The 25,617-nt window shown below is 42.2% G+C and carries 22 protein-coding genes; 13 read left to right on the forward strand and 9 right to left on the reverse strand.

All coding sequences use genetic code 11. The features are described from left to right. Positions 1–309 precede the first annotated feature (309 nt). From Q0895_RS10805 to Q0895_RS10825, 5 genes are all read left to right on the forward strand, one after another. Positions 310–1,368: a TRAP transporter substrate-binding protein gene (locus Q0895_RS10805; RefSeq protein ID WP_299188813.1), complete on the forward strand. Its 1,059-nt coding sequence runs from the start codon at positions 310–312 to the stop codon at positions 1,366–1,368. Positions 1,369–1,389: 21 nt separating this feature from the next. Beyond that, the gene (locus Q0895_RS10810) at positions 1,390–1,917 is read left to right on the forward strand and encodes a TRAP transporter small permease subunit (protein ID WP_075103710.1); all 528 of its coding nucleotides are present in this window, start codon (positions 1,390–1,392) and stop codon (positions 1,915–1,917) included. Positions 1,918–1,994: 77 nt separating this feature from the next. Continuing rightward, on the forward strand, positions 1,995–3,203 hold the full coding sequence (locus tag Q0895_RS10815; RefSeq protein WP_299189009.1) for a TRAP transporter large permease: 1,209 nt from the start codon (positions 1,995–1,997) through the stop codon (positions 3,201–3,203). Between the two features lie 292 nt (positions 3,204–3,495). Continuing rightward, positions 3,496–4,542: a 5'-nucleotidase gene (locus tag Q0895_RS10820; RefSeq protein ID WP_299188815.1), complete on the forward strand. Its 1,047-nt coding sequence runs from the start codon at positions 3,496–3,498 to the stop codon at positions 4,540–4,542. A 26-nt stretch (positions 4,543–4,568) separates the two neighbouring features. Continuing rightward, on the forward strand, positions 4,569–5,174 hold the full coding sequence (locus tag Q0895_RS10825) for a rhomboid family intramembrane serine protease (protein ID WP_299188817.1): 606 nt from the start codon (positions 4,569–4,571) through the stop codon (positions 5,172–5,174). On the opposite strand, the gene Q0895_RS10830 is transcribed toward Q0895_RS10825, so the two are convergent. From Q0895_RS10830 to Q0895_RS10840, 3 genes are all read right to left on the reverse strand, one after another. Next, a complete protein-coding gene (locus Q0895_RS10830) occupies positions 5,171–5,716 on the reverse strand; it encodes a hypothetical protein (protein ID WP_299188819.1) in 546 nt (181 codons plus the stop codon). The genes Q0895_RS10825 and Q0895_RS10830 overlap by 4 nt on opposite strands. Positions 5,717–5,841: 125 nt before the next feature. Beyond that, complete coding sequence (locus tag Q0895_RS10835; protein WP_299188822.1) at positions 5,842–7,710, reverse strand: sodium:solute symporter family protein; 1,869 nt, start codon at positions 7,708–7,710, stop codon at positions 5,842–5,844. Positions 7,711–7,713: 3 nt separating this feature from the next. Beyond that, positions 7,714–7,974, reverse strand: coding sequence for a DUF4212 domain-containing protein (locus tag Q0895_RS10840; protein WP_058369560.1), 261 nt, complete (start codon positions 7,972–7,974; stop codon positions 7,714–7,716). Between the two features lie 1,182 nt (positions 7,975–9,156). On the opposite strand from Q0895_RS10840, the gene Q0895_RS10845 reads away from it, so the two are divergent. Then, positions 9,157–10,653 (forward strand): alanine/glycine:cation symporter family protein, encoded by a 1,497-nt coding sequence (locus tag Q0895_RS10845; RefSeq protein WP_075103713.1) that lies wholly within the window; start codon positions 9,157–9,159, stop codon positions 10,651–10,653. A gap of 140 nt (positions 10,654–10,793) precedes the next feature. Here the strand turns inward: Q0895_RS10845 and Q0895_RS10850 are convergent, their stop codons facing one another. Further along, complete coding sequence (locus Q0895_RS10850; RefSeq protein WP_299189010.1) at positions 10,794–12,431, reverse strand: electron transfer flavoprotein-ubiquinone oxidoreductase; 1,638 nt, start codon at positions 12,429–12,431, stop codon at positions 10,794–10,796. Positions 12,432–13,127: 696 nt separating this feature from the next. Between Q0895_RS10850 and Q0895_RS10855 the strand changes: the two genes are divergently transcribed. The 4 genes from Q0895_RS10855 (at position 13,128) to Q0895_RS10870 (ending at position 16,739) form a co-directional block, all read left to right on the forward strand. Next, the gene (locus tag Q0895_RS10855; protein ID WP_299189011.1) at positions 13,128–13,781 is read left to right on the forward strand and encodes a DUF1285 domain-containing protein; all 654 of its coding nucleotides are present in this window, start codon (positions 13,128–13,130) and stop codon (positions 13,779–13,781) included. A gap of 173 nt (positions 13,782–13,954) precedes the next feature. Beyond that, entirely contained in the window at positions 13,955–14,887 is a 933-nt protein-coding gene (gene murI, locus Q0895_RS10860) for a glutamate racemase (protein WP_299188826.1), read from the forward strand. A 205-nt stretch (positions 14,888–15,092) separates the two neighbouring features. After that, positions 15,093–16,118, forward strand: coding sequence for a DUF4062 domain-containing protein (locus Q0895_RS10865; protein WP_299188827.1), 1,026 nt, complete (start codon positions 15,093–15,095; stop codon positions 16,116–16,118). 321 nt (positions 16,119–16,439) lie between these two features. After that, positions 16,440–16,739, forward strand: coding sequence for a hypothetical protein (locus tag Q0895_RS10870; RefSeq protein ID WP_075103716.1), 300 nt, complete (start codon positions 16,440–16,442; stop codon positions 16,737–16,739). Positions 16,740–16,863: 124 nt separating this feature from the next. On the opposite strand, the gene Q0895_RS10875 is transcribed toward Q0895_RS10870, so the two are convergent. The 4 genes from Q0895_RS10875 to msrA all read right to left on the reverse strand — a co-directional run bounded on the left by Q0895_RS10875 (position 16,864) and on the right by msrA (position 20,731). Next, a complete protein-coding gene (locus tag Q0895_RS10875; protein ID WP_299188832.1) occupies positions 16,864–18,333 on the reverse strand; it encodes a lytic murein transglycosylase in 1,470 nt (489 codons plus the stop codon). A gap of 231 nt (positions 18,334–18,564) precedes the next feature. Beyond that, positions 18,565–19,278, reverse strand: coding sequence for a DUF1499 domain-containing protein (locus tag Q0895_RS10880; protein ID WP_299188834.1), 714 nt, complete (start codon positions 19,276–19,278; stop codon positions 18,565–18,567). Between the two features lie 74 nt (positions 19,279–19,352). Then, positions 19,353–20,012 carry a thiopurine S-methyltransferase gene (gene tmpT, locus Q0895_RS10885; protein ID WP_299188835.1) on the reverse strand — a complete coding sequence of 220 codons (660 nt, stop codon included), beginning with the start codon at positions 20,010–20,012 and terminating at the stop codon, positions 19,353–19,355. A 197-nt stretch (positions 20,013–20,209) separates the two neighbouring features. Continuing rightward, complete coding sequence (msrA, locus tag Q0895_RS10890; protein ID WP_075103720.1) at positions 20,210–20,731, reverse strand: peptide-methionine (S)-S-oxide reductase MsrA; 522 nt, start codon at positions 20,729–20,731, stop codon at positions 20,210–20,212. Positions 20,732–21,040: 309 nt separating this feature from the next. On the opposite strand from msrA, the gene cmoA reads away from it, so the two are divergent. Beyond that, positions 21,041–21,826 (forward strand): carboxy-S-adenosyl-L-methionine synthase CmoA, encoded by a 786-nt coding sequence (gene cmoA, locus Q0895_RS10895; protein ID WP_075103721.1) that lies wholly within the window; start codon positions 21,041–21,043, stop codon positions 21,824–21,826. 50 nt (positions 21,827–21,876) lie between these two features. Continuing rightward, complete coding sequence (cmoB, locus tag Q0895_RS10900; protein WP_299188840.1) at positions 21,877–22,908, forward strand: tRNA 5-methoxyuridine(34)/uridine 5-oxyacetic acid(34) synthase CmoB; 1,032 nt, start codon at positions 21,877–21,879, stop codon at positions 22,906–22,908. A 126-nt stretch (positions 22,909–23,034) separates the two neighbouring features. Here the strand turns inward: cmoB and Q0895_RS10905 are convergent, their stop codons facing one another. Continuing rightward, complete coding sequence (locus Q0895_RS10905) at positions 23,035–23,253, reverse strand: DUF2788 domain-containing protein (protein WP_058369544.1); 219 nt, start codon at positions 23,251–23,253, stop codon at positions 23,035–23,037. Positions 23,254–23,781: 528 nt separating this feature from the next. On the opposite strand from Q0895_RS10905, the gene argS reads away from it, so the two are divergent. Then, on the forward strand, positions 23,782–25,611 hold the full coding sequence (gene argS, locus Q0895_RS10910; RefSeq protein WP_299188843.1) for an arginine--tRNA ligase: 1,830 nt from the start codon (positions 23,782–23,784) through the stop codon (positions 25,609–25,611). The last annotated feature ends 6 nt before the right edge of the window (positions 25,612–25,617 follow it).

Here is a 25,617-nt window from a genome sequence, read left to right on the forward strand (position 1 = left end):
ACTATGGCTCACCATCTAATCAGCTGAAAACCTTGAGAAAATGGTGTGATATTTAATCCTTATCTACTACAGCCCCATAATAAATGTTAGATATTTTCATCTAAAATGATTTGACTTATATCATTATAACTGATAATTTCAAGTATAATTTTTATTTATAAGCAATAACAATTGCTTTACAGTGTGATAAAAAGTATTGTTTATGTAATAGATTTAGACTAGAATTTTAAGCCTATTATATTTTTAGTTTCGTATATATTTATTGTCTTAAAGTTTTCCTCTTCTCACAATTATCAAAAGGAATTGATAATGAAGTTAGCTCCTCTTTTTTCAATAGGTGCCTTAGCAGCCATGAGCATCATTGGTTGTTCCAATCAAACATCTGAAAGTACTGATACTTCATCAGCTTCTTCTGAAGAAACCACTGTTTTACGTTTTTCACATTTTTGGCCCGCAACTTCTTCAATCAGTAAAGAAGTATTTGAACCATGGGCTAAGCAGATAGAAACAGAGTCTGATGGACGTTTAAAAGTCGAGCTTTACCCTTCTGCTGGTCTTGCTAAAGCTGACGTTACTTATGAGTCTGCTGCAAAGGGTACGATTGATATAGGTTCACAAGCACATGGCTATACCAATGGACGCTTTCCTTTAACGCAAATAACTGAGCTTCCAGGTTTGTCTAATTCGGCCACGCAGATGGGTTGTATGCTACAAACTCTATATGACGATGGCACGATTGCTAGTGAATACGAAGATTCACATCTATTATTTATGTATGGTGCTGGTCCAGGTTCTTTACATACTACTGATAAGTTGATTCGTACGCCAGAAGATATGAAAGGTATGCGTATTCGCAGACCTTCAGCGGTTGCTGGTGACATTATTGAAAGCGCGGGGGCATCACCTGTTGGCTTACCTGCTAACGATATGTACACTTCTCTACAGCGCGGTGTCGTAGATGGACTTAGTTTTCCATGGGAGGCGGTCACAGCTTTTAAAATTGATGAAATAACTAAATATCATACTAATATTCCTTTTTATAGTTCGGCCCTTATGGTTACTATGAATAAAGATAAGTATGAAAGCTTACCTGATGATCTAAAGCAAGTACTTGATAATAACTCAGGGATGGCGCTCGCTAACAAGGTTGGTGAGGTATTTGATAAGCACGATCAATTGGCTATACAAGCTGCTAAAGACAAAGGCGATGAAATCATTGAAATTCCAGACCCTCTCAATGACCCAGCATGGAAAGGACCACTTGAAGCTGGCACTCAAAAATATCTAAACGATGTCAACGCTCTAGGTTTGGATGCCGATGCTGTGTATGAAAAAGCGAAAGCCGCCAGCGACGCCTGCAAAGTCTAACTCATTAAAGGCAATCCACTTATGGCATCTTTAAACAACCTTAGCACCCTCATCTCCAGACTGTGCCAATTTATTGGTGGCATCAGTCTGGTCATCATCGTTTTAACCACCATGCTAGACGTCATAGCTCGCTACATCTTCAAGCTTACCGGCGGCGAGCTTGGCTTCACCGTCAAAGGCAGCGTCGAGATCGTCTCCTACTTTATGTTGTTTGCGCTGCTCGCCGCCTTTGCCGCCTTCGTCGAGCGCTCACAAATCATCGTCGACGTCTTCACCCAAAAGATGTCGCAAGCCGTCAAAGGCTACATGATGGGCGTATTCATGATAGGCTTTTTTATCATCGGCCTCGTCTTTACCTGGGGGCTTTATGAAAGCGCCATCGACGCCATCGAATTTGGCAAAGTCACCCAAGATTTGCGTATCTCCATGATGCCCATCTACGCCATCAGCGCCTTCTTAAGCTTACTGCTGGCCATACGCTCTCTTATCGAATCCATCAACATCTTTAAAACAGGCGAATTCTTTGACGCCGAGGAGACAGGCGCATGAGTCCAGAAATTATCGGAGCCATCGGCCTACTAGTCATGATCCTACTGGTCGTCATACGTGTCCCCGTCGCCCTTGCCATGCTAGGCGTCGGACTGGTCGGCTTTGGCGCCGTCACCTCCACCGGAGGCGCCATACAGATGCTCAAAGACATCCCCGTCGACGTCTTAGCAAAGTATGACTTTAGCGCCATCCCACTTTTTATCTTAATGGGGGTCTTTGCCACCCACTCCGGGATGGCCGGCAAACTCTTTGAAGCCACCCGCACCATCTTTGGCGGCGTCAGAGGCAGTCTTGGTATCGCCGGTATCGGCTCCTCCGGCATCTTTGCCTCCATCTCAGGATCCTCCTTAGCCACCGCCTCCACCATGACCAAAGTGGCCCTACCGCAAATGGAGAAATACGGCTATCAGCCAGGCTTTGCTTGCGGCATCTTAGCGGCAGGGGGAACGCTTGGCATCATGATCCCGCCCAGTATCGCCTTACTGGTCTATGCCATCCTAACCCAGCAGTCGGTTGGCGACATGTTTATCGCAGGCTTCTTGCCTGGCATGCTCGGCATGCTTATGTACTCGATCACCGTCATGATCATGGTGCGCTGGAAACCGCACCTAGCTCGGCGCGGCGAATCAACCTCATGGAAAGCCAAGCTGCTCTCATTGACCGGATTGATACCGTTTACCTTTATCTTTATTGTGATCATCGCCGGTATTTTCTTTGGTCTGTTTACCCCAACAGAGGGAGCGGCAGTTGGTGCCTTTGTCTCTTGGGCGTATGCAGCAGCCAAAGGCATGCGTATGGAGGGGCTAAAGCAGTCACTGATTGAAACCTTGGCGCTGTCTGCGGTGGTGTTCTTTATGCTGCTTGGGGCAGAGGCGCTCGGCTACTTTGTCTCCGTCTCTCGTCTGTCTTATTCGTTAGCGACGTGGATTGGGGGCCTTGCGGTCAGTCCGATGATTGTTTTGATCTGTATCCTATTCATGTACTTTTTACTTGGGCTGTTTATGGATGCCCTTGCGATGCTGGTGATCACTATTCCGGTGGTGTTCCCGATTATCTTGGCCCTTGGGTTTGATCCGGTGTGGTTTGGGATTGTTGCGGTGTTGACGGTGGAGCTTGGTCTGATTACGCCGCCGATGGGGATGAATATCTTTGTGATTAAGGCGATGGCACCGCATATTAAGCTGTCCGATATGTTTCGTGGGGTGGCACCGTTTATTGTCTCTGATGTCATTCGCTTGGTTATTCTGGTTGCCTTCCCAGCGGTCTCTTTGGTGTTGCTTGGTTAAAAAGAGTAGATCAGCTCAGTAGCAAAATCTAAAGAAAAGCTGTTTTTATTGGCCATATCGTTATTATAACGGTATGGCTTTTTTGCGAGTACAATGTAAGCTTAGTGTCTAACTTGCCATTTAAAGGAATCAAAGATTAATGTTAGTATAATATTTCAACGCTATAAACTATCTTAGACCTACTAAGTACAAGGTATTGTCATATTAATGCTTACTATTATAAGAATGCAGTAGATGTAGTACACTGATGGGCTAAAATTTTAAATATAAAAATTTTTAAGTAGAGACCGTTATGGCAGTTGATTTTAGTAATACTTTAATAGTTGCAATATCTGCAACCGCATTATTCGACTTATCAGAATCTGAAAATCATTTGTTACAGTTATTGCAGCAGCAACCCAATAGCGCAGTCAAAGAGTTCCGCGATTATATGGCAGCACGTGAAAATGATGAGTTGAATATTGGTGCAGGTTATCCACTTATTAAGGCTTTACTTAATCTAAATAACTACAATCAATCACCAACAGATTTAGGTATTGAAGCACCTTTAGTAGAGGTCGTTATTGTCTCAAAAAGTAGTCCTGATACTGGTATTCAAGTACTCAATTCTATCCGTGAACATGGGCTAAATATATCGCGCTCAGCTTTTATTTCTGGAAGTCCGGTCGCACCTTACATTGCTGATTTCAAAGTAGATCTATTTTTGACTACCAATCGTAACGATGCACAACAGGTTGCAGATGCTAATATCTGTGCTTGTGCGATACTTGATGCTACTCCTGTAAATACTTATGAGCTTGATACTGAGCAGTTGCGTATTGCTTTTGACGGTGACGCTGTATTGTTTGATGATTCAGGAGAGTTGCTATATAAGCAAAAGGGGTTACAGGCTTTTCATGAGCGTGAAGCTCGGATGCATGATCTGCCTATTGAAAAAGGCCCTTATGCTGAGCTGTTGATTAAGCTCTCAAGCTTACAAGAACGTTTACCAGCACGGCTAACTCATTGTCCAATAAAAATTGCACTAGTGACTGCTCGTAATGCACCCGCTGACTTACGTGCTATCAAGACGCTACGTGAATGGGGCGTAGATGTTGATATGGCGTTTTTTTTAGGTGGACTTGAAAAAACAGCAGTACTCAAGACTTTTGCACCGCATATCTTTTTTGATGATTCAATTCAGCATATTGATGCTGCTCGTCGCTTTGTGCCTACTGCACTGGTTCCTTACCACTCAACGTCTCTATTGCATGCTAATAGTTATTTAACTGCCACTAAAAATACTCCACTATTAGCCTTTACCTCTGCGCAGCCTGCTACTTCTTCTGTAGACCATTAACTTAAAACTAAAGGAAAGGAACAAAGATGAATGGGCGACAAGTGTCAGCGTTAGTTGTGGTTCGACTTAAACAGGTTATTGGCTTATATGCTTTTGTACTTGTACCGATGTGGGGTATGTTTTTTCTAAATGAATTTGCCTTATTTGGACTGTGGAATATTTTTGGTATCGTGCCACGTACACTAGATATAGGCAGCATGATCGGTATAGTTGCTTCATGGACGATGCATGGTAACTTTTCCCACTTGCTCGGTAATACACTAACCTTATTGCAGATTCTGTTTTTGTTTGGGCTGTTTGAAAACAATGCTTATCGTACAGTACTTAAGTTGGTTGTCGCATCAGGGCTAGTCACATGGATCATTGGTTCGCCATTATCCATACATATCGGCGCCTCAGGCCTTTGCTTTGCCATGCTTGGGTTTATGATAGGAGGCGCTTTATTTGCCAAGCGCTGGGGTTACTTACTGGCTTGTATAATTATGGGAACAGGTTATTGGCTCATTATCAAGCAAGGCTTGATGCCACAGTCTGGTATCTCTTTTGCAGCGCACTTTGGCGGTTTATGTGCCGGTTTGCTACTAGGAGCAAACTCAAAGCATCACTATACAAGTATGTCCGTTCGTGGCTAAACTTTATCAGAGCATATACTGGTAAAGAGTAACTCATCCTTTGCCAAGTCTCGCCATGCAGTTGTTTGCTTTACATGTTCATCAATTGTAAGCGTGCTACCTTTTTCTGGTAGTACGTAATCTGCACGTGCAGGGGCATTACAATCTATGACTTGTGGGACCTTTTGTACACTTCTACGTCTTTCAAACAAATATAAATTGACCAAATATATATCTGAGTTATCTACCTGTACGCTCGCATTATCAACATCTGCTGCTATAAAGCGTAATATTTGCGGTTTAGCATAAGACCATGGACGAAACCATTCTGTACTTTCAGCGGTTTTAACAACGGTGACACCTTCAGGAAGCTTAGCGACTTGCTGAGGGTACCAGTTATATTCTTGATGTATCTGAAAAGCAAATATGCCAATAGCGGCGAATAAAGGAATGAGCCATTTTGGCGCACGCTTTCCTGCCAACTTACTCAGGTGAGTTATGATAAGTGCCAACCCAGCCATACCAAATGCAGCAGCTATGGTAGCGATAAACTCAAAAAGCATAAAATTTCCTTAATACATAGATATAGTCATATAGATTTATAACGATAGGATAAAAAAATCACTCACAAGCAACTGCTGCCTGTGAGCGATATATAGTAATAAAAGATATGCCATTATACGTAAGCTTAGTGGTCTATTGCACCACCAGCACCACGTGGAGAACGTACACTTTCAACCAATTCTTGAATGTGTAGTGGTGGTGCTTTAGTAGCATAAGATACTGCGAATGCCACTGCAAAATTGATTAAGGCACCAACAGCACCAAATGATAACGGCGAAATACCAAACAACCAGTATTCTGCAGTATCAGGGAAGTTGGCAGTACCACTGACAAAGAACCAGCCTTTGAATACAAAGATGTATAAGAGCGTACTGATAAGGCCCGCTAACATACCAAAGATTGCACCTAGATTATTAATACGTTTGGAGAAGATACCCATCATAAGTGCAGGGAAGAGCGAAGCACCAGCGATACCGAAGGCTAAAGCGACCACCTGTGCTGCAAAACCTGGTGGATTTAGGCCAAGCCATGTAGCAACGACGATTGCAACAGCCATTGAGATACGTGCGGCTAATAATTCACCCTTATCAGTAATATTTGGATTTAGGTTACGTTTGATTAAGTCATGGCTAATTGCAGAAGAGATTGCAAGTAGTAGACCGGCGGCTGTTGATAAGGCTGCTGCCAAACCACCTGCTGCAATAAGACCAATAACCCATGGTGGAAGCTGAGCGATTTCTGGGTTAGCAAGTACCAAGATATCAGCATTAACATCAAGCTCATTACCTGACCAACCAGCATCAGCGAAGCGACCATCAACTTCTGCGTCATGTGCAGTACGAGCGGCATCAACAGCGGCTGTCGCTGCGGCAACATCACCACCTTCAGCTTCAGCTGTGTTAAGTGCTAACTGAGCTGCACCCAAACCACTGTCGTTATATAATTGAATACGACCATCGTTGTTTAAATCATTGTACTTAATAAGACCTGTATCTTCCCATGTTCTCATCCAATCAGGACGCTGCTCATAGGTAAGGGCAGGCTGATCGACACCTTGTGGATAAACAGTATCGATTAAGTTTAGACGTGCCATTGCACCTACCGCAGGGGCAGTGAAATATAGCAAAGAGATAAATACCAACGTCCAACCAGCAGTCCAACGAGCATCAGCTACTTTAGGAACTGTGAAGAAACGAATAATAACGTGTGGTAGGCCTGCTGTACCAATCATAAGTGATAGGGTAAATAAGACCATATTAAGCTTATTAGGCACATCGGCAGTATAAGCAGTAAAACCAAGATCAGTAACGACCTGATCAAGCTTCGTTAAGATAGGAATACCGGACTCTGCATGAGTTGAGAACAGACCCAGACCTGGAATTGGATTACCTGTTAGCTCAAGTGAGATAAAGACTGCTGGAATGGTATAAGCAATCATCAGAACGACGTACTGAGCCACCTGCGTATAAGTAATACCTTTCATACCACCTAATACCGCGTAGAAGAATACGACAACAGCAGCAATAAGCAGGCCGGTTGTGTTTTCTACTTCTAAGAAGCGTGAGAAGGCAACACCAGCACCAGTCATCTGACCGATAACATACGTAGTTGAGGCGACGATCAAACAAACAACTGCAATCATAGCAGCAGTTTTTGAATAAAAGCGATCGGCAATAAAGTCAGGAACCGTAAACTTACCAAACTTACGTAAATAAGGCGCTAAAAGCATGGCAAGTAGAACGTAACCGCCAGTCCAGCCCATTAAGTAAGTTGATGCGCCGTAACCGCCCGCTGCAATCAAACCTGCCATTGAAATAAAGGACGCAGCACTCATCCAGTCAGCTGCTGTGGCCATACCGTTTACAACAGGATGGACACCGCCACCTGCAACATAGAACTCACTGGTGGTTCCAGCACGTGCCCAAATTGCAATACCAAAATATAGAGCAAAAGATAGGCCTACAAAAATAATATTAATAGTAAATTGACTCATGCTCTATTCCTCGTCTACGCCATATTGTTTATCTAATTTATTCATACGCCATGCGTAAAAGAAAATTAAAATGATAAATATTGCAATAGATCCTTGTTGAGCAAACCAAAAACCTAAGTCAGTACCGCCAATTTTGATACCTACTAATAATGGACGCAATAAGATTGCAAAACCATAGGAACATAGGGCCCAGACGACTAGACTACCTAAAATAAGACGGACATTGGCACGCCAATAACCGGATGGGTCGTTGTGGTTTTCCATAGGACAACTCCTTTTGCCTGACATAAATACAAGATTAATGATTGATTTTTAACAAGTCATTGTGGTTTAGCGTATATTGTCCAAATTTATAGCGTTTATAACGTAAGCATAGAGCTATACAATACAAGGGACTAAAACAGAATGACCAATCAATATAACCAATCAAAAACTACCAACAACATGAACACGTTCGAAACAGCTTTTCATAACATTAAAATCTTATAAAAGACATAACAACCTGTGTAATACTGCTGATAATACAACGTAACTTATAAATTTAAGGGAGGTTTATATAAAATAACGCTCCGTCGTTTTTATCTAACCTTTTTAAAGTTTTATGTATCTGACGTCTTTTAACTTGAGTCTAGAATATATAAAGTTAACAGTACAATTTAAGTTTTAAATAAGTCTATGGTTAATTAGGCAATATTATTATAATTATGAAGCTTAACCTCTTAATTACTGTTATTTATACATATGCGTTTTATATTTGTTGTCATAAGAAAAATGTATATATGAATTGTACAAAACAATGAAAACAGTACATCTGCTATAAAAGTCAAATAATTGTCTTACTATTATTAAACTGGTTAGTCATAAACTTATTAGGAATATATACAATATTTATCCAATTAACAATAAATAAATGTAAATTACTTATTGTAACTAAATGTTTATTTAACAGAAACCTAACACAACTCCCTGTGCTTATTAGCGTGAAAACGATTATTTACCTATCGTTATATGCCAAAAAAGGACAATTTTCATTGACATCTTAATATTTATATTCGCTTTACGCCATTTATTTTAGAAATAAATTACCTTGAGTAGTAATGCAGGTTGATAGTAGGCATCCAAATAGTGATAATTTAATCAAACCCGTTGTATAGCTAAGAGATGTATTTACAATTTGAGCTTATTGCCTCCTAACTCATCAGCGTAAAAGAGCCAAAATGCTTATAGTAAGTTAAAATGTAGATACAGAAGAGCTGGGTTCAGTTACAGTTTAAGTAACGAATAAAAGCATTTTGAAGAATGATCGAAGATAACCTTCGTAGTAACGGTTACTAATAGTGTCCCGCTATAGATTTTAAGATAGCGTCAACTATGAGACCATCGGGCAAAATATAAGCTTATGATGCAAGTGACAGCATCACTAATATATAAAATGAAGGTGAAAGTATGGGTGAAGGGATAGTAGGTTGGTTCAATAACATCGTAAATTATGGTGTTAGTATCATTTGGGGTAACAATGAGTGGTTAATTGTTAATAACCCTTGGTATGGGCTATTAATGTTTGTACTAATTGGTGCTGGTCTTTATTTTACAGTGGTTACACGTTTTATTCAGTTTCGTCATTTTGGACATATGTGGAAATTGTTACGTGTGTCCAATCAAGGCCGTAAAGATGGAGGAATCAGCTCGTTTGAAGCTTTGATGACCTCTCTTGCCGCGCGGGTCGGTACGGGTAATCTGGCAGGGGTGGCGATTGCTATTTATCTTGGCGGGCCTGGGGCTGTGTTTTGGATGTGGATGACTGCAATTGTTGGTATGTCAACCAGCTTCATCGAGTCGACCTTAGCACAAGCATATAAAGTACCGCACAACGATAATGTATACCGCGGTGGACCTGCTTACTATATTGAAAAAGGCCTAGGTAAACGCTGGCTTGCGATATTTTTCTCAATATGTTTGCTCGTTGCGTTCGGTTTGGCTTTTAATGGTGTGCAATCAAATACCATCGCACAGGCGACCAATGAAGCATTTGGTATCCCTACGTGGATGACAGGCGTTGTGTTGGTCTTACTGGTTGCACCAGTGGTGTTCGGTGGCTTACGTTCGGTTGCACGTATCGCTGGTAAAATCGTCCCAGTAATGGCCATCTTATACATATTACTAGCGCTATTTATTATCGTCACTAACTTTAGTCAATTTCCAGCCGCTATCGCATTTATTGTCAAGTCTGCATTTGGTTTTGAGCAAGCAGCAGGTGGTGTCATTGGTTATGGTATTGCTCAGGCAATGATTAACGGTATTAAGCGTGGCCTTTTCTCCAACGAAGCAGGTATGGGTTCAGCGCCTAATGCTGCTGCAACTGCTAAAAGCCATCCAGATCATCCAGCGGTACAAGGCTTTATGCAAATGCTGGGTGTCTTTATGGATACGTTAATTATTTGTACTGCAACAGCGTCCATCATTATTCTATCAGGTGTGGTTGATCCAAACGTTGAACAAGAAGGTATTCAGCTGACGCAGTTGGCTTTATCACAGTATGTTGGTGATCTGGGTGTGGTCTTCGTTGCCATTGCTATTTTCTTTTTCTCATTTACCTCTATTATTGCCAATTACAGTTATGGCGAGTCTAATCTTGAGTTTATCTCTGGTGCCAAAAATGCCAAGGTCATGATTATGATCTTCCGCTTTATGGTATTAGGAATGGTGTTCGTCGGTGCTATTGCCAGCCTACCTGCGATATGGAACTTTGCTGATTTGTCTATGGGGCTTATGGCTTTAACCAACTTAGTAGCTATCTTAATCTTGTCACCTGTGGCACTTAGAATATTGCGTGACTATGAGCGTCAAGTCAAAGAAGGCAAAACTGGGGATCAAATCAAATTTGACCCTGATGACTTTGTTAAGTTAAAAGATGAAGCAAATCGCGATGCTTGGACCGATTAGGCTTTACTATGTAGTCATTCAACTGAGTTGTTGAATAGTTAAACACAAAAAACCGCTCTTATCATTAAGGGCGGTTTTTATTAAAAAGCGACTAATGGTTTGTGGAAAATTATCTCAAGCATCATTTATTCAAGCATAGTTTACATGTTTGGATAGTTAGGACCGCCGCCGCCTTCTGGCGTTACCCATGTGATATTCTGTGACGGATCTTTAATATCACAAGTTTTACAGTGGACACAGTTTTGGGCGTTGATGACAAACTTTGCACCTTCAGCGTCTTTTGTCACTTCATAAACACCAGCTGGGCAGTATAAACGTGCAGGTTCAGCATACAACGGCAGGTTAATAGATACAGGTACTGTCGGATCTGTCAGCTTTAAGTGTGTAGGTTGGTTTTCTGCATGATTGGTGTTAGAGATAAATACTGAAGACAATTTATCAAATACCAGTTTACCATCAGGCTTAGGATATACGGGCTGATATGCATGAGCTGCACGCTCTAGCTGATCGTAGTCTTTTAAATTATCATGAATAGTCAATGGCATTTTGCCACGTAGAATGTTTTGGTCGATGAAGTTAAACGCACCGCCCATCCATTGGCCCATACGGTGCATTGCAGGCGCAAAGTTACGTGCCTCATAATTATCTTGATAAAGCCACGACTCTTTATACATCGTGCTGTATGCAACCACATCATCATGCTGACGCTCAGCCTGTAGTGCTTCAAAGATTGCTTCAGCTGCCAGCATGCCTGACTTCATTGAAGTGTGTGTGCCTTTGATTTTTGCTGGATTCAAAAACCCTGCATCATCACCCACAAGTACGCCGCCTGGGAAAGTAAATTTCGGTAAAGAGTTGAGACCGCCTTTGGTCAAAGCGCGCGCACCGTAAGAGACGCGTTTACCACCTTCTAGGATATTGCGAATAAGCGGATGTAACTTTAGGCGTTGCATTTCGTCAAACGGTGACATATACGGGTTAGAATACGATAAATCGATGACCATACCGAAGCTGACTTGGTTGTTTTCGTCAAAGTATAACCACCAGCCGCCAGTCGACCCTGTGTCAGTTAAAGGCCAACCTGAACCGTGCATGACCACACCTTGCTCGTGTTTGTCAGGTGAAACTTCCCATAGCTCTTTTAGACCAATACCATAATGCTGCGGATCAGAGTCTTTATCTAGGCTAAAACGGCTGATTAGGCGTTTGCCAAGGTGACCACGGCAACCTTCAGCAAAGATAGTATATTTGGCCAGAAGCTCATAACCTGGCTCAAAACTGGCTTTGGCTTCACCATCAGCAGCTACGCCCATATCTCCTGTCAAGATACCTTTTACTGAACCGTCATCGTTATATAAAATATCAGAAGCAGGGAAGCCTGGGAACATCATGACTTCTAGCTCTTCTGCCTGCTCAGCAAGCCAGCGCACGACATTGCCTAGCGAGACAATATAATTGCCTTCATTATGCATGCTGGCTGGTACGATCGAATCCATCAGCTTCGTGCTTTTGGTCTCAGAGCCGAGCATATAAACGCGATCTTCGATAGCAGGCACGTTTAAAGGCGCACCTTTAGCTTTCCAGTCAGGTATTAATTCGTCCAAAGCACGAGGCTCAATCACCGCACCTGATAATATGTGCGCGCCAAACTCAGAGCCTTTTTCGACGACACATACCATAAACTCGTCGTTGCCTGCTTCAATAGCCAGCTGTCGTAAGCGAATAGCAGCAGACAGACCTGAAGGGCCACCACCGACGATAATAACGTCGAACTCCATCGATTCGCGCTCGATTTCAGGCTCTACTGGCTCAGGTTCAGGTGCTGTTTCAGCAGGTGCTTTGTCAACAAGGTTGTCTTCGGTAGCTTCTTCTTCAATAACTTCTTCAGTGACAGCAGCTTCAGTTGATGCTTTTTCAGCAGAGTCTTCTTCTACAATGACTTCGGTCGTCGCTGGAGACTCTGTATTGGATGTATCTACAGTGCTTGGTGCGTCAGTATTGACGATATCAGCATCAACGACTGGCGTTTGTTTATCTTGCTCTTGCATACCTACTCCTAAACTCTATAGTGGCTTATCTATGGGTACGATCGCACTTAAATAATATGGCTTGCGACACAAGTACCTCTCAGACATATGGCTGCCCGATAAAAACTGTCTTTGCGGCATTAATCGACAATATCTTCATTGAGATCATATTAATGAACAACATAATAAAGGACAATCAAAACGACATACTTATCGTCATCTTAATAAAATTCGTTACTCATTATAAAAGAAAAGTCCTATAAACACGATACGCATTTATAGATATCGGTGTTAAGGTAAGACTAATACGATGAGTATGTAAAGTCTAATCGTTTTATCATACCCGAAACTATAATTAATAGTAGTGCTGTCGTTATCAAACTCTGATGAATATTAGGAAACCACGCTATGAATAGCAACAAAATTAATGATACTAGCGATTTGGCCATGACAGCGCACAACGATGTTAAGGACAGTGGCGCGCACGCTCCAAGTCTAAACAACTTAGACTCACTAAGCCAGTATTTGAAGTCATCCGCTAGTACTCGTCAGGGACGATCTATACCGCCACTTGAGAAGTGGCAACCAGAGCAGACGATAGATATGGATTTGGTCATCAAAGCAAATGGAGAGTGGTGGCATGAAGGAGGGATAGTGACCCGGCAGTCATTGGTTAGTTTGTTTGCCACTATTTTATGGAAGGAAGAAACCAATGGCATTATTGAGTATTTTTTAAAGACACCAGCACAAAAGCTGCGTATTCAAGTTGAAGATGTCCCATTATTGATTAATGATGTAGGCATCGTGACTGAAGATGGCGTAAGCTGGTTAGAGTTTACAACGATGACAGGTGATGTAGTACGTTTGGATAACGAGCATCCCATTGAGCTGCGCTCTTATAAGCCTACGACTAAAGATGGTACAGCAGAGGAGCAGGTGCGTCCTTACATGCTCGTTCGTAATGGATTAACTGCGTTGATTGGCCGTAATACATTTTATCACTTAACAGAGATCGGTCAGTTGACAGAGCAAAACGATGAAGTAATACTGACTTTAGAGAGTGGAGGCCAGTCTTATCAATTACTCATGCCTACTGATTAATTTTACTCATTATAAGAATGAATATCTCCATTGAGGACGAGTGCGTCAAACGTTGACATGCTTTGAAATAAGTTATTTTATCAAATAATACGGCAATACATTGTGAACCAACATCTTAATCTTGCTAGGTTAGCTCTAGCCCATAACATACATCACAATAGCAGTACTGAGCTATGAGTACTGCTGATCCTGTTTTGTCTTCAATACCGAATAGACTCTTTACCAATCCTAGCGATATAACAGTCGATTTAGTCGATTATAAAAACGATATTAATCATAAAAATGACTTGGCACCAATTGGTCTCTTTGATTCTGGCGTGGGTGGACTTTCGGTTTATCTGCATTTAGCGCAGCAACTACCGTCTGAACGCTATATCTATTATGCTGATACGCTGCATGTACCTTATGGCAATCGTGAGAGTCAAGATATTAAAGAATTGACATTGACAGCAGTAGAATGGCTGTACCAAAGAGGCTGTAAGCTTGTCGTTATCGCTTGTAATAGCGCTTCTGCACATGGGTTAGAGGCTGCACGTCGACATTACCCAAGCCTTCCTATCGTAGGTTTGGTCCCAGCACTTAAACCTGCTGTCATAGCCAGCGACAGTGGTCATGTGGCCGTACTGGCTACCAAAGCAACGCTGGACGGTACATTACTCAATCAAGTCATTAGTGATGTTGCGTTACCTAGCGGGACTCAGGTAACCAAATATTTTGATCCGCAATTGGTGCCATGGGTAGAGTCTGGTATGCCAGAGACGTCTGAGGTCGCACAGCGTTTGCGCCAACAATTACAACACTTTGCCCATGCTAAGGTAGACTACTTGGTATTAGGGTGTACTCATTATCCCTTTTTTAAAGAGTTTTTGATTAATGAGATTAAATCGAAACAATTTGCCATACAAGTAGTAGACTCGGGACAAGCAATTGCCACGCGTGTACAGTCTTTGCTTGCCGAAAAAAAACTATTGGCTCAAAAGGCTTCGTTAGTGACTTGTCATGATAAGCCGCCGCTGATTTTTTATGCGTCCAAGCATGATGAGCGGTTGGATAAACTGGTAACGCGCCTGTTGGGAGAACAGGTAAAAATAGAATATATGTTTTAGCTGTTAGATCAATAGTTTATATATTCTTTTATAGCGGTTCGCGATATTTAGTAGCCTGATATGCTATCGTTACTAGAATAATTGTCACTAAGCAATCACAAATCGTCCATATTTTGCTAAGATTGTGCTAAGTTTATATTTATAAAGCCTAACTGTTTGGGCGTTTTTTTATGTCATTATTGTCACTGTCGTTGTAGAGGTTATATTGCAAAATCGTCGCTATCACGTTCATATAATATGCGTAGCTCATGAGCAGCCGTTGGTATTAGACGGTTTGGCAGTGTTTTTTCAATCTCGTGCATTCTTAACTTATGATGTCTCACCCAGATTGCCACAAGCTTCTTTATATGGGCGACAATCTATTGATGCGTGCGATTACGCAATCGTCGTCATCGGTGACAGCTATGGCACGACACAGAATCTAGGTGTTAGCCAAATGCATTTGAGCTATTTAAGTGCAAGAGCCAAGCTTAAACCTATGTTTGTGTTAGTGAGATCTCAAAACCGCACTGCCGATATAGGTCGTCAACTACACGACTTCACCCGCTTGGTGGAGCAACAGGTAGAAGACATTTATTATTATGATGACAATACCAATATTGATGAGCTTTTGAAGATCGCTTATGACAATGCCGTTGCCAAATTAAATGTGATAGCAAGTTGGACAAAAAAAGATCGTAGAGTCAAAGACGCCATAACTCAAAGTCAGGTAACGCAGCGTAATTCTGCGTCGAAGTCGAGCACTTTTACTAATGCAAGTCGCAAGTCTGATGAGGATGATAAACTCATTAGCCCACCAGTCGAGATTATTGATGCAACGGATAACATCACGCAATCTATTGATTTGTCAGAAAAATTCGATATGGAGTACAGCGCTCAAGCTTATGAAGGTGGTAACTTAACCGATATCACAATGTCCACGAGCCTGACTTGGGAGCAAATATTACATGCGCTGGCACGTATGCCTGGGGCTTTTTCAAATCACGGCTTGCAAGGCTGCTTAAATCGTCTAATTACTATTAAGGCAGATAAAGATATCAAAAAAATGATGCCGAATGTCCATGCAGTTTCACGCTGCCAAATTGCCCAAAATGATTTAATTAAACTACAAAGCCTATTAGTGGCTGCTAACTGGATTCAATTAACAGCTTCAGGTGCAAGGACATCACAAGAGTTATGGAAACTGACTTTTTATGCCAAGAAAATATTTAAAGACAGCAGTGCACAATAATCACATCAAAGCTTATAGATTGAATCACTCTAATCATCTCATCGTTAAAACTTATCTTTTAGAATAAGTAGACAAAAGTAGCAAGCATCACAGTTGATGATTGTAGATGATGACAGGCTACGTTTTGTAATACAAAGCATACGAGGCAGTAGTTGTTAATCTATTACAGACTAGCGATAATAAGTTAATAGATAAAGTATATTCTATTAAATAAATAGCACGCTGCAGATAATATTTATAAATATAAAAACTTATAAAAAGCGATTTTGCAAAACTTTGGAATACTAGACCAGCTATGTTGAACTATTAAAGGAGAGTATAATGACTAACTCTAAGCATGACGAGCTAAACCATGAACTTGATGGCTTAGAAAAAGCAATGCATGATGCCGATCAATTTCGTACACTAGAAGAGCAAGTGGCAGACATGAAGCGCCGCGGCATTGATCCTACGAAAGTCTACAAAGACTTGGATAGAAAAGAAGAAGATGCTGATTGGGGTGATGCAACTTGGAAAGAAAACGGTAAGTGGGAACCCAAGACACCAGCTGATTTGGACGAGAAAGCTCGTGAAGAATGGGGTGGTGACAACGGTAAGCCAAATCCACCTCCTATCGTTTAAGTCCTTCTAGTTATTGATACTATTCACGAAAGCCTTAATACAAGCCTTTTGATGAATCAAAAGATGAAAAAGCCACGCTATGAGTAGCGTGGCTTTTTTTAGTTTAATATATTAATACTTACAACTATGACCCTTCATCAACTCTGATTAAGCGCGTTACGCCATCACTACCAACTACGCGGCGATAACGAATGTTGCTTGTAGGCTGGTTTGGTGATGCATATGAAGGTGTGCTTGGAGTAGACGTTGTCTGCTGTTGAATCAATTGGCCCATACGATCAGCAGGCGCTGGTGTTAGTGGCTTACTATTTGCTGGCTGACCATACTGGTTGCCGCCTTGAGCGTTACTAGAAGCAGAGTTGCCCATAATCAAACGGTGAAACTTTTGTCCCGCACGTCCATCAGCTGGAAAAATACCACGACTAGATTGATACTGCTGAATTGCGGTACGCGTGTTATCACCGATGATGCCATCGACGCCGCCAATATCATAACCTGCATCTAAAAGTGCTTGCTGGATGTCTTTGGCTTGCTGACGGCTAATACCTGGATCATCAGTCGGCCAAGCGGTGATAAAGTCAGTTTTGCTACTGTCCTCGCGAGTTATTAAATCAGATAAATGAGCAATCGCAAGCGCGTAGTTTTCTGAAGCATTGTATGAGTAAAAAGTATCGAAGTTTTTACCGACTAAAAATGCAGGACCTTCAATACCAGCTGGCAATAGCAAGCCTGCGCTACTTAAGTCATAAGGCAGTGGACTGCCATTAGCTAAAGTTAAGCCTTGATTACGCCAGTGGCTCATCGATTTTTTATCTTTACGGTTAGATGCTGCCCAATAGCCATCGGGAAGTTTGACTTCATAACCCCAAGGTTCACCAGTACGGTAGCCGCGATTGTCCAAGAAGTTGGCAGTAGAGGCCAGCGCATCGGGTACGTTATTGACCAAGTCGCGGCGACCATCACCATCAAAATCGACGGCCAATTCTAAAAAAGTACTCGGCATAAACTGTGTCTGACCAAAAGCACCGGCCCACGAGCCAGTCATATCACTTGGTGCAATGTCACCGTTTTGTACGATTTTGAGCGCATTGGCAAACTCACCTTGAAAGTAGCTTTGGCGACGATCAAAACAAGATAGCGTCGCAAGCGATTCAAATAACGGCTTTTTGCCTAAAGTTTGTCCAAAGTTGGATTCTACGCCCCAGACGCCGAGTACATGCTCGGCTTTTACGCCATAACGCGATTCGATTTGGCGGAGCGTATCCGCCCACTGACGCTTGGCACGAATACCGTCTTCGACGCGCTCTTTGTCCACTAACGCTGACAAATAGTCCCAGACGTCTTTTTGAAACTCTGGCTGATAGTTAAGCGATTGAATGACGCTAGGGTCAGGCTGAGTAGGACGATAATTGTTAAAGGTATAGCTATCGACACCGCGAAACTTGCTGGAGTTTTTTAGTCTGTCCAAGCACTGTTGAAACTCGCTATTGGATAAGTCAGGCGCGGGCGGACGAGCGGCTTGCGCGGTGCTGGCAAGACTAAAGCCGATGGCAGCCGTTAATAAAGAGAGCGTAGATAAGGGAGTCATGCGCATGAAAATATCCTATAAATGGTAAGAATGACCGGATGGACAAAACAATCAAGAGTTCAATATGTTAGTCATGTTTTAGAGTAACCAATATTAAAGATAAAGAAAAGGTTTTAAAGGTATCGAAATACTTGGTTGCTATAAAATGATGTAGGTGTGAAGTTAGGAGTCACGTTTGAATAGGAATGACAAACGCTATATATTTTAAGGTCAATAATATTCTAACTATAGCCAAAATCAATCACTCAAAACATCATCCAACTCTTTAATAAAGTTACGAATGCGCTCAGCATTTGTTCCCAAATCGCTACCACCAACCCGTGATTTACTGCGAATATCGACCAGACGTTCGCTACCTTCATCAGTTACACGTATGACAACATCGTCTTTAAAGCCAAACCACATTGTCGTATCTGTGGCTTCAACGATACCTGCGCTTGTATCAGTACTTATAAGCTCCCAACCCAGATTATCAGCGGCTTGTTCGGTAGCTTTTATTAGTTCAGACTTTGATTGAGTATAAGTTAAGGTTTGTAGTTCAGGATAGGCTTTGCGTTGTTGCTCTGCGGTTTCTTCGCCAGCGTATTCGACTGGGTTTGGTGCATCAGCGCGTATTGGGGCAATAGCTACAAACTCAGGTGGGGTGATCAAATCGGTTGAAACATCATGGATAGGCGGTACGCTTTTAGCAGTATTCATCATGCTAAGCGGAGTAATAATAGCAACCGCAGCAAGTACGACTGCTGTGAGGGCACTACTAAGTCTGACCGTGTCACGTTTGAAGAATACTTGTATACCTAACAGGATAAGAGCAGCGATACCAGCGAACATGCCAAATTTGAACCCTGCAAAGGCAGTACCTAAGTCGAGAATACCAAATTTATAAAGCGGACCTGGTAATGCGACCAGCAAAAAGGCGATTAAGCTTACGAGACTGACTAGAATTTTCATTAGACTTCTCCGTTATAAATGAATCACTGCTTAACCATTATTTGATTATTGCTTAGTCATAACACTAACGAATCTTACTTATAGTTCAATAGCCAAATATGCTCTGTCACTGCCAACTCCGGCGCTGAATGTATACTTGTAATGATGCTCTCAAGCTCAGTAATTTGATAATAATTAGCATAATACTGCTGTAATTGTGCGCTACTAATTGAAAATGGTGGTCCATCCTTTTTACTTTGGTCATAATTCAACGTTAGCAAAATCTGAGCAGTATTACTACTTAGCTCTCGTATTTGCTTACTATATTGCGGACGCATATCGGACGGCAGAGCAATCAATGCCGCTTTGTCATACACGGCATCAACGTCACCGATATCTGCAGCTGTCAGCGCAAAAATATCAGCAACCCATAGCGTGATGGTTTGTTCTGCAAGCTGACCTTGGTAATATTTGATCGCTGGATTATCCGTATGCTGATGGACAGTAGAGGAGATTTTTTGCTCAGCAAAAAATTCTTGGACGGCGGTCTCTACCAATTCAACGCCAACCACCTCATGGCCTTGTGCTGCTAGCCAAACCATATCAATTGACTTACCACATAAAGGCACAAAGATTCGGCTACCAGCAGGCAAGTCTAAATGGTGAAAGTACTTTGTTAATAATGGATTAACCTCAGATTGATTAAAACCAATACGCTTCTCTTGCCAGCGCGTTTGCCAAAATTCAGGGTTCATACATTCGCCTTTTTACGTTTAGGTTGATATTATCAACTATTTTTACAATCACATAAGCGACAATTGAGTGACAGTATTTGAGTGATAATGCTAGAGATAGTAAAAAGCCAAACACTTATATAATAAGCATTTGGCCTTAATTAAATACTGCGCTAGAAAACTCTTACGAATGAATAATTTTTTATTCAATCCAGTGTTTAGCTCACCATATATTTACTAAATTCTTTGCGTAATTTGGCAAGCTTTGGTGGTATCGCAAAGTTGCAATAGGCTTGCCCTGGATTTCTATTAAAGAAGTCTTGATGAGACTCTTCTGCTCTATAGAATTCCATAGCCGGATGTACTTCTGTGACGACATTGACGCCCATATCACGCAGTTTATTAATGGTACGATCGACGGTTGGTTTTTGCTCTTCGTCAGTGTAGAACACCACGCTACGATACTGGCTACCGACATCGTTGCCTTGACGATCCATCGTAGTGGGATCATGGGTGGCAAAGAAGACATCAAGTACTACTTCTAACGGTACGACACTCTCATCAAACTCAACCTTGATAACTTCGACGTGTCCCGTGGTGCCGCTACACACATCTTCATAGTTAGCAGAAACAGCATCGCCACCCATATAACCTGATACAACAGATTGCACGCCTTTTACTGACAAAAATACGGATTCGGTGCACCAAAAGCAGCCACCGCCTAAGATAATGGTTTGCATAGTTTTTCCTATTATTATACCTGTTGTTATAAAGATGAGCTAAGGTCTATATTTGGTTATAATGCTTGCATTTTTCAATGACAGATTACTTTTAATAACTTGTTACTTTCGATAACTTATTATCCTCAGCATTACTTAATCAGCTTAGCAAGCAAGCCTAACGTAATAAGTAACAAACAGTAATGTTATAATGGGCTTTTGCTACGATAATTCGTTCAAAACTAGAAATCAGTAATAATCAAAATAAGCAAACAAGCGCCGCTAAAAGCCTTTCAACATAAGTCCTATTATCAACAAACGAGTCACACCATGAGCCAATCTAAGCCTGCTATCAAGCATGACACTTTATTTGATAAACCCTTTACCACACCACTTGATAAAGCGGCGCGCTTTTCTTTTGATGAGCAAGTGGTGGCTTGTTTCCCTGATATGATTCGCCGCAGTGTGCCGGGTTATGGTCAAGTGCTGGCGATGCTCCCGATATTCGCCCGTCGTCATTGTAAGTATCGTCAGCAAAACGATAATGGTCAGCGTGTCAGTCGAATCTATGATTTGGGCTGCTCACTTGGCGCGGCCAGTATGACGCTAGCAGGTGAGTTTGAGCCACAAGATTTACAGATTAAAGCCATTGATATCTCGCCTGCGATGACGACTGAAGCGACTACTTTACTCAAGGATAACTATCCTGAACATGACATCGAAGTGATCACCGCTGATATTCGCGATATCAACCTTGAGCCATGTGACATGGTAATCTTAAACTTAACCTTACAGTTTTTGCCGGTTGCAGATAGAGTTGCGGTTTTGGACAAGGTTTATGCGGCGCTAGAGGAAGGCGGCATCCTGGTGCTGACCGAAAAGACCCATGCACTTGATGAGCAGTACGATGCGTGGTTGGTTGAGCGTTATTATGACTTTAAACGCGCCAACGGTTATACCGAAATGGAAATTAGCGGTAAGCGCAATGCACTAGAAAATGTCCTTATTACCGATACTTTGGATGAGCATCATCAGCGTTTAAGCGCAGTTGGTTTTGCGCGGCATTTGACGTGGTTTCAGTTTTTAAACTTTGTTTCTATTGTGGCGTTTAAGTAGCTGTTTAACTTATCGACTTATCTTTTTATCCTTATCAAACATGGTCTTTTATGCTTAACGATACTATCCTTCATGCCGAACGTGAACTGTATTTAACCTTGCTAACACTCGCTCAGCAGCAGCCGAGCGCCTATGAATGGCTAACCCAATTACCGTCCTGGCTGGGTGATATAAAAGACAAAGCCAACTACGCGCATGCGCCTGCTTACCAAGCGTCGGTGGCGCGTTTGCCAGAACTGACCGTCAATAATGTCGATTTGGACAGCGACGTGCTGACGATTGAAGCGAATCTTAGTGAGTCTCAGCGCAAACAAACAACGGCATTGCTCAAGCAGCTGATGCCGTGGCGTAAAGGGCCTTTTCAGATCGGTGGTCAAATCGGCGATGATGCGTCAGGTATCAAGATCGATACCGAGTGGCACAGTGATTGGAAATGGCAGCGAGTCGCACCGCATCTAAGCCCGCTAAAAAACAGGCGAGTGCTCGATGTCGGCGGTGGCTCTGGATATCATGGCTGGCGTATGGCAGGGGCTGGCGCGGAGATGGTGATTATTATTGATCCGTCTTGTTTGTTTTACCATCAGTTTATGGCGATTCGGCATTTTGTCGGCGCGGCTGATAGTTATAAAACGCATTATATCCCCGTCCCACTCGAAGCCTTACCTGAGCACAGTCAGCTGTTTGATACGGTGTTTAGTATGGGGGTGCTCTATCATCGTCAGTCACCCTTTGAGCATTTGCAACAGCTAAAGGGGCAGCTGGTCAAAGGCGGCGAGCTAGTGCTTGAGACGTTGGTAATCGAAGGCGATGCCAATACTGTACTGGTGCCGCATGACCGTTATGCGCAGATGAACAACGTGTATTTTTTACCGTCGGTAGCGGCATTAATCGGCTGGCTAGAAAAGGCAGGGTTTACGGACGTGCGCTGCGTTGATGTAGCAGTAACTTCAACTGAGGAGCAGCGTAAAACCGAATGGATGACTTATCATTCGTTAGCCGACTTTTTAGACCCCAATGATCCTACAAAGACCGTTGAAGGTTATCCTGCACCGATGCGCGCGACTATCATTGCCAAGAAATAGCGTGATAAATGGTGTTGCTTTTAGCATATCGCTTTTGAGACTTAGTTCAGTGTTTTAAAGTACGCTTATCGGTCTGACTGCCCACTAACTATTAAGTTGTGTTTTACACTCATCATTAATCAAAGGTTAGAGTAGCCATTTATCAAAGGCAACTTCTAATAATATTTTAAGCACAAAGCCCATAAAGCCAGCTCCTAGTGCTAAAAATATCCAAAAAGTACCCGCACGGCCCGCTTCGGACTTTTTGGTGATGTCCCAAACAATAAAGAATAAGAAGGCAATAAATATAGGTAATAATACGTACAGTCCCCAACTGGTGACGGTACTAGCGGCAATAGCAAACATGGCATAGTCCTATAAAGTGGTAACGTGCCCTCTATTTATATCTGTTATTTTATAGCTTTTTTTATGATAGTCGCCCTAATAAAAGCTTACTACTGCTCATGATATGAGCGGTAATAAATATAATGAACGACACATAAATAGAAGGGTACAATACAAACGGTTATTATAACGCGGAAATAGACGGGTATAAACTGCTGCTGCTGGCGAGGCAACAGGAACGCTACAATTAACATGACTGCTCCGTCAATACGAATGACCAACGTCACTCAAAACATTGCACTTGGATGACATTAGACTGAGCGAAAAGGCAAATGGGTCTTTTGTAGATACTCGCTGTTTTAGTGATAAGATTTTGGTGCAAATGGTGCAATAACCTGTAAAGATTGTTATATTTATAGGTTATTTGTCTTTTTATATTATTCTATTTCTTCAAATGTCGGGCGCTATTATAATAAGCAGTTATCCACTGCGCGCATCCACTCATTTCTTACTGTTTTTTGTTGTTTATTTAACTGAGTTCACATCCTTATGTCACAAGCCCAAATTGATACGCTAACATCGCTATTTAATGATGCGATTCACACCCTACAAGCAGATGGCACGCTGCCAAATGACTGGCAAAATAACAGTCAAATTACTCGTACCAAAGACCTTAGTCATGGTGATTTTGCTAGTAACATCGCGCTTACCGCTGCCAAAGCTGCTAAAGCCAATCCACGTCAATTGGCCGAAAAGATCGTCAACGCACTACCTGACAATCAAAATATTCGCCAAATAGAAATCGCTGGCCCAGGGTTTATTAATGTTTTCTTAAACGCAGAAGCTAAGTTTGCCGTGTTAGACGATATTTTTAAACAACAAGAGCGCTTTGGTTTAAGCGATCAGTTTGAAGGACAAAAAGTACAAGTTGAGTTTGTATCGGCCAACCCAACGTCAAGCCTGCATGTCGGTCATGGGCGCGGTGCAGCATTTGGTATGAGTGTTGCAAACTTGCTCGAAGCAGTTGGTTATGACGTCACGCGTGAGTACTATGTCAATGATGCCGGTCGACAAATGGACATTTTGGCGACCAGTACTTACTTGCGTTATTTAGAAGCCAATGGCGAGCAAGTCACGTTCCCAGTTAACGGCTATCAGGGTGAGTATGTCCGTGACATTGCCCAAACACTAAAGACACAACATGGTGATAGTTACGTACATAGCTTTGCCCAAGTCGCTAAAGAAGTCGCAGAAGATGCGCAGTTTGAGGTAAACGCTGATGGCGAAAAGACACTGCTATCCGGTGACAAAGAAGCGCATATTGATGGCTTGATTCATAATAGCAAAACCTTGCTTGGCGATAGCTATGAGCTATTTTTAAATGCAGCGCTTAGCAGCATTTTGGCCGACATCAAAGATGATTTAAACGACTTTGGCGTACGCTATGAATGCTGGTTTAGTGAAAGAGCTATCGATAGCGAGATTGAACCTGCCCTGCAAGTGTTGGATGAAAAAGGCTATCTATACGAAAAAGACGGTAATATTTGGTTTAAATCGACGGACTTTGGTGATGAAAAAGACCGTGTGGTACGCCGTGCTAATGGCCAAACGACTTATTTCGCCTCTGATATCGCTTATCATAAGAATAAATTTGATCGTGGTTTTGATAAAGTGATTAACGTTTGGGGCGCAGATCACCATGGATATGTACCGCGAGTAAAAGCGGCTCTGTTAGCACTTGGTATCGATGCAGAACGTCTTGATGTGGTATTGGTACAGTTTGTAGCATTATGGCGTGGCAGTGAAAAAGTACAAATGTCGTCACGCTCGGGTAAGTTTGTCACCTTGCGTGAGCTGCGTCATGAAGTAGGTAATGATGCGGCGCGCTTCTATTATGTAGCACGTAAGCCTGAGGTACATGTTGACTTTGATTTAGAGCTTGCCAAATCACAAAGCAAGGACAATCAAGTTTATTATATCCAGTATGCACATGCGCGTGTTTGCCGAGTATTGGAAAAGCTACAAAATAATGGGCTGGCGGTAAACGATACAATTGGTTTGGAAAATCAAAATCTGCTCACGGCTCCTAGCGAAGATGAGCTTATTAAATTGCTGGCAGGATATCCTGCGACATTGTTGAGATCTGCGACGGGTTACGAGCCTCATGTGTTAACCAATTATCTAAAAGAGTTGGCGGCGCTGTTTCATGGCTGGTACGACAGCAATCGTATCTTGCCTGTGAGCTTAACGTCAGGTGAAACACCAAGCCAAAGCGAGATTGATATGATGCAAGCACGTTTGCGCTTATCTAAAGCTGTGCGTCAAGTATTGGCTAATGGGCTTAGTTTATTAGGATTGTCTGCACCGTCTAGCATGTAGTATAAG

This window comes from uncultured Psychrobacter sp., assembly GCF_947495825.1.
GTDB lineage: Bacteria > Pseudomonadota > Gammaproteobacteria > Pseudomonadales > Moraxellaceae > Psychrobacter.

Excerpts from the sequence above, each read along its gene's own strand:
- Q0895_RS10805 (WP_299188813.1), top strand. The coding sequence starts at position 310 with ATGAAGTTAGCTCCTCTTTTTTCAATAGGTGCCTTAGCAGCCATGAGC.
- Q0895_RS10810 (WP_075103710.1), top strand. The coding sequence starts at position 1,390 with ATGGCATCTTTAAACAACCTTAGCACCCTCATCTCCAGACTGTGCCAA.
- Q0895_RS10815 (WP_299189009.1), top strand. The coding sequence starts at position 1,995 with ATGCTAGGCGTCGGACTGGTCGGCTTTGGCGCCGTCACCTCCACCGGA.
- Q0895_RS10820 (WP_299188815.1), top strand. The coding sequence starts at position 3,496 with ATGGCAGTTGATTTTAGTAATACTTTAATAGTTGCAATATCTGCAACC.
- Q0895_RS10825 (WP_299188817.1), top strand. The coding sequence starts at position 4,569 with ATGAATGGGCGACAAGTGTCAGCGTTAGTTGTGGTTCGACTTAAACAG.
- Q0895_RS10830 (WP_299188819.1), bottom strand. The coding sequence starts at position 5,716 with ATGCTTTTTGAGTTTATCGCTACCATAGCTGCTGCATTTGGTATGGCT.
- Q0895_RS10835 (WP_299188822.1), bottom strand. The coding sequence starts at position 7,710 with ATGAGTCAATTTACTATTAATATTATTTTTGTAGGCCTATCTTTTGCT.
- Q0895_RS10840 (WP_058369560.1), bottom strand. The coding sequence starts at position 7,974 with ATGGAAAACCACAACGACCCATCCGGTTATTGGCGTGCCAATGTCCGT.
- Q0895_RS10845 (WP_075103713.1), top strand. The coding sequence starts at position 9,157 with ATGGGTGAAGGGATAGTAGGTTGGTTCAATAACATCGTAAATTATGGT.
- Q0895_RS10850 (WP_299189010.1), bottom strand. The coding sequence starts at position 12,431 with ATGGAGTTCGACGTTATTATCGTCGGTGGTGGCCCTTCAGGTCTGTCT.
- Q0895_RS10855 (WP_299189011.1), top strand. The coding sequence starts at position 13,128 with ATGACAGCGCACAACGATGTTAAGGACAGTGGCGCGCACGCTCCAAGT.
- murI (WP_299188826.1), top strand. The coding sequence starts at position 13,955 with ATGAGTACTGCTGATCCTGTTTTGTCTTCAATACCGAATAGACTCTTT.
- Q0895_RS10870 (WP_075103716.1), top strand. The coding sequence starts at position 16,440 with ATGACTAACTCTAAGCATGACGAGCTAAACCATGAACTTGATGGCTTA.
- Q0895_RS10875 (WP_299188832.1), bottom strand. The coding sequence starts at position 18,333 with ATGCGCATGACTCCCTTATCTACGCTCTCTTTATTAACGGCTGCCATC.
- Q0895_RS10880 (WP_299188834.1), bottom strand. The coding sequence starts at position 19,278 with ATGAAAATTCTAGTCAGTCTCGTAAGCTTAATCGCCTTTTTGCTGGTC.
- tmpT (WP_299188835.1), bottom strand. The coding sequence starts at position 20,012 with ATGAACCCTGAATTTTGGCAAACGCGCTGGCAAGAGAAGCGTATTGGT.
- msrA (WP_075103720.1), bottom strand. The coding sequence starts at position 20,731 with ATGCAAACCATTATCTTAGGCGGTGGCTGCTTTTGGTGCACCGAATCC.
- cmoA (WP_075103721.1), top strand. The coding sequence starts at position 21,041 with ATGAGCCAATCTAAGCCTGCTATCAAGCATGACACTTTATTTGATAAA.
- cmoB (WP_299188840.1), top strand. The coding sequence starts at position 21,877 with ATGCTTAACGATACTATCCTTCATGCCGAACGTGAACTGTATTTAACC.
- Q0895_RS10905 (WP_058369544.1), bottom strand. The coding sequence starts at position 23,253 with ATGTTTGCTATTGCCGCTAGTACCGTCACCAGTTGGGGACTGTACGTA.
- argS (WP_299188843.1), top strand. The coding sequence starts at position 23,782 with ATGTCACAAGCCCAAATTGATACGCTAACATCGCTATTTAATGATGCG.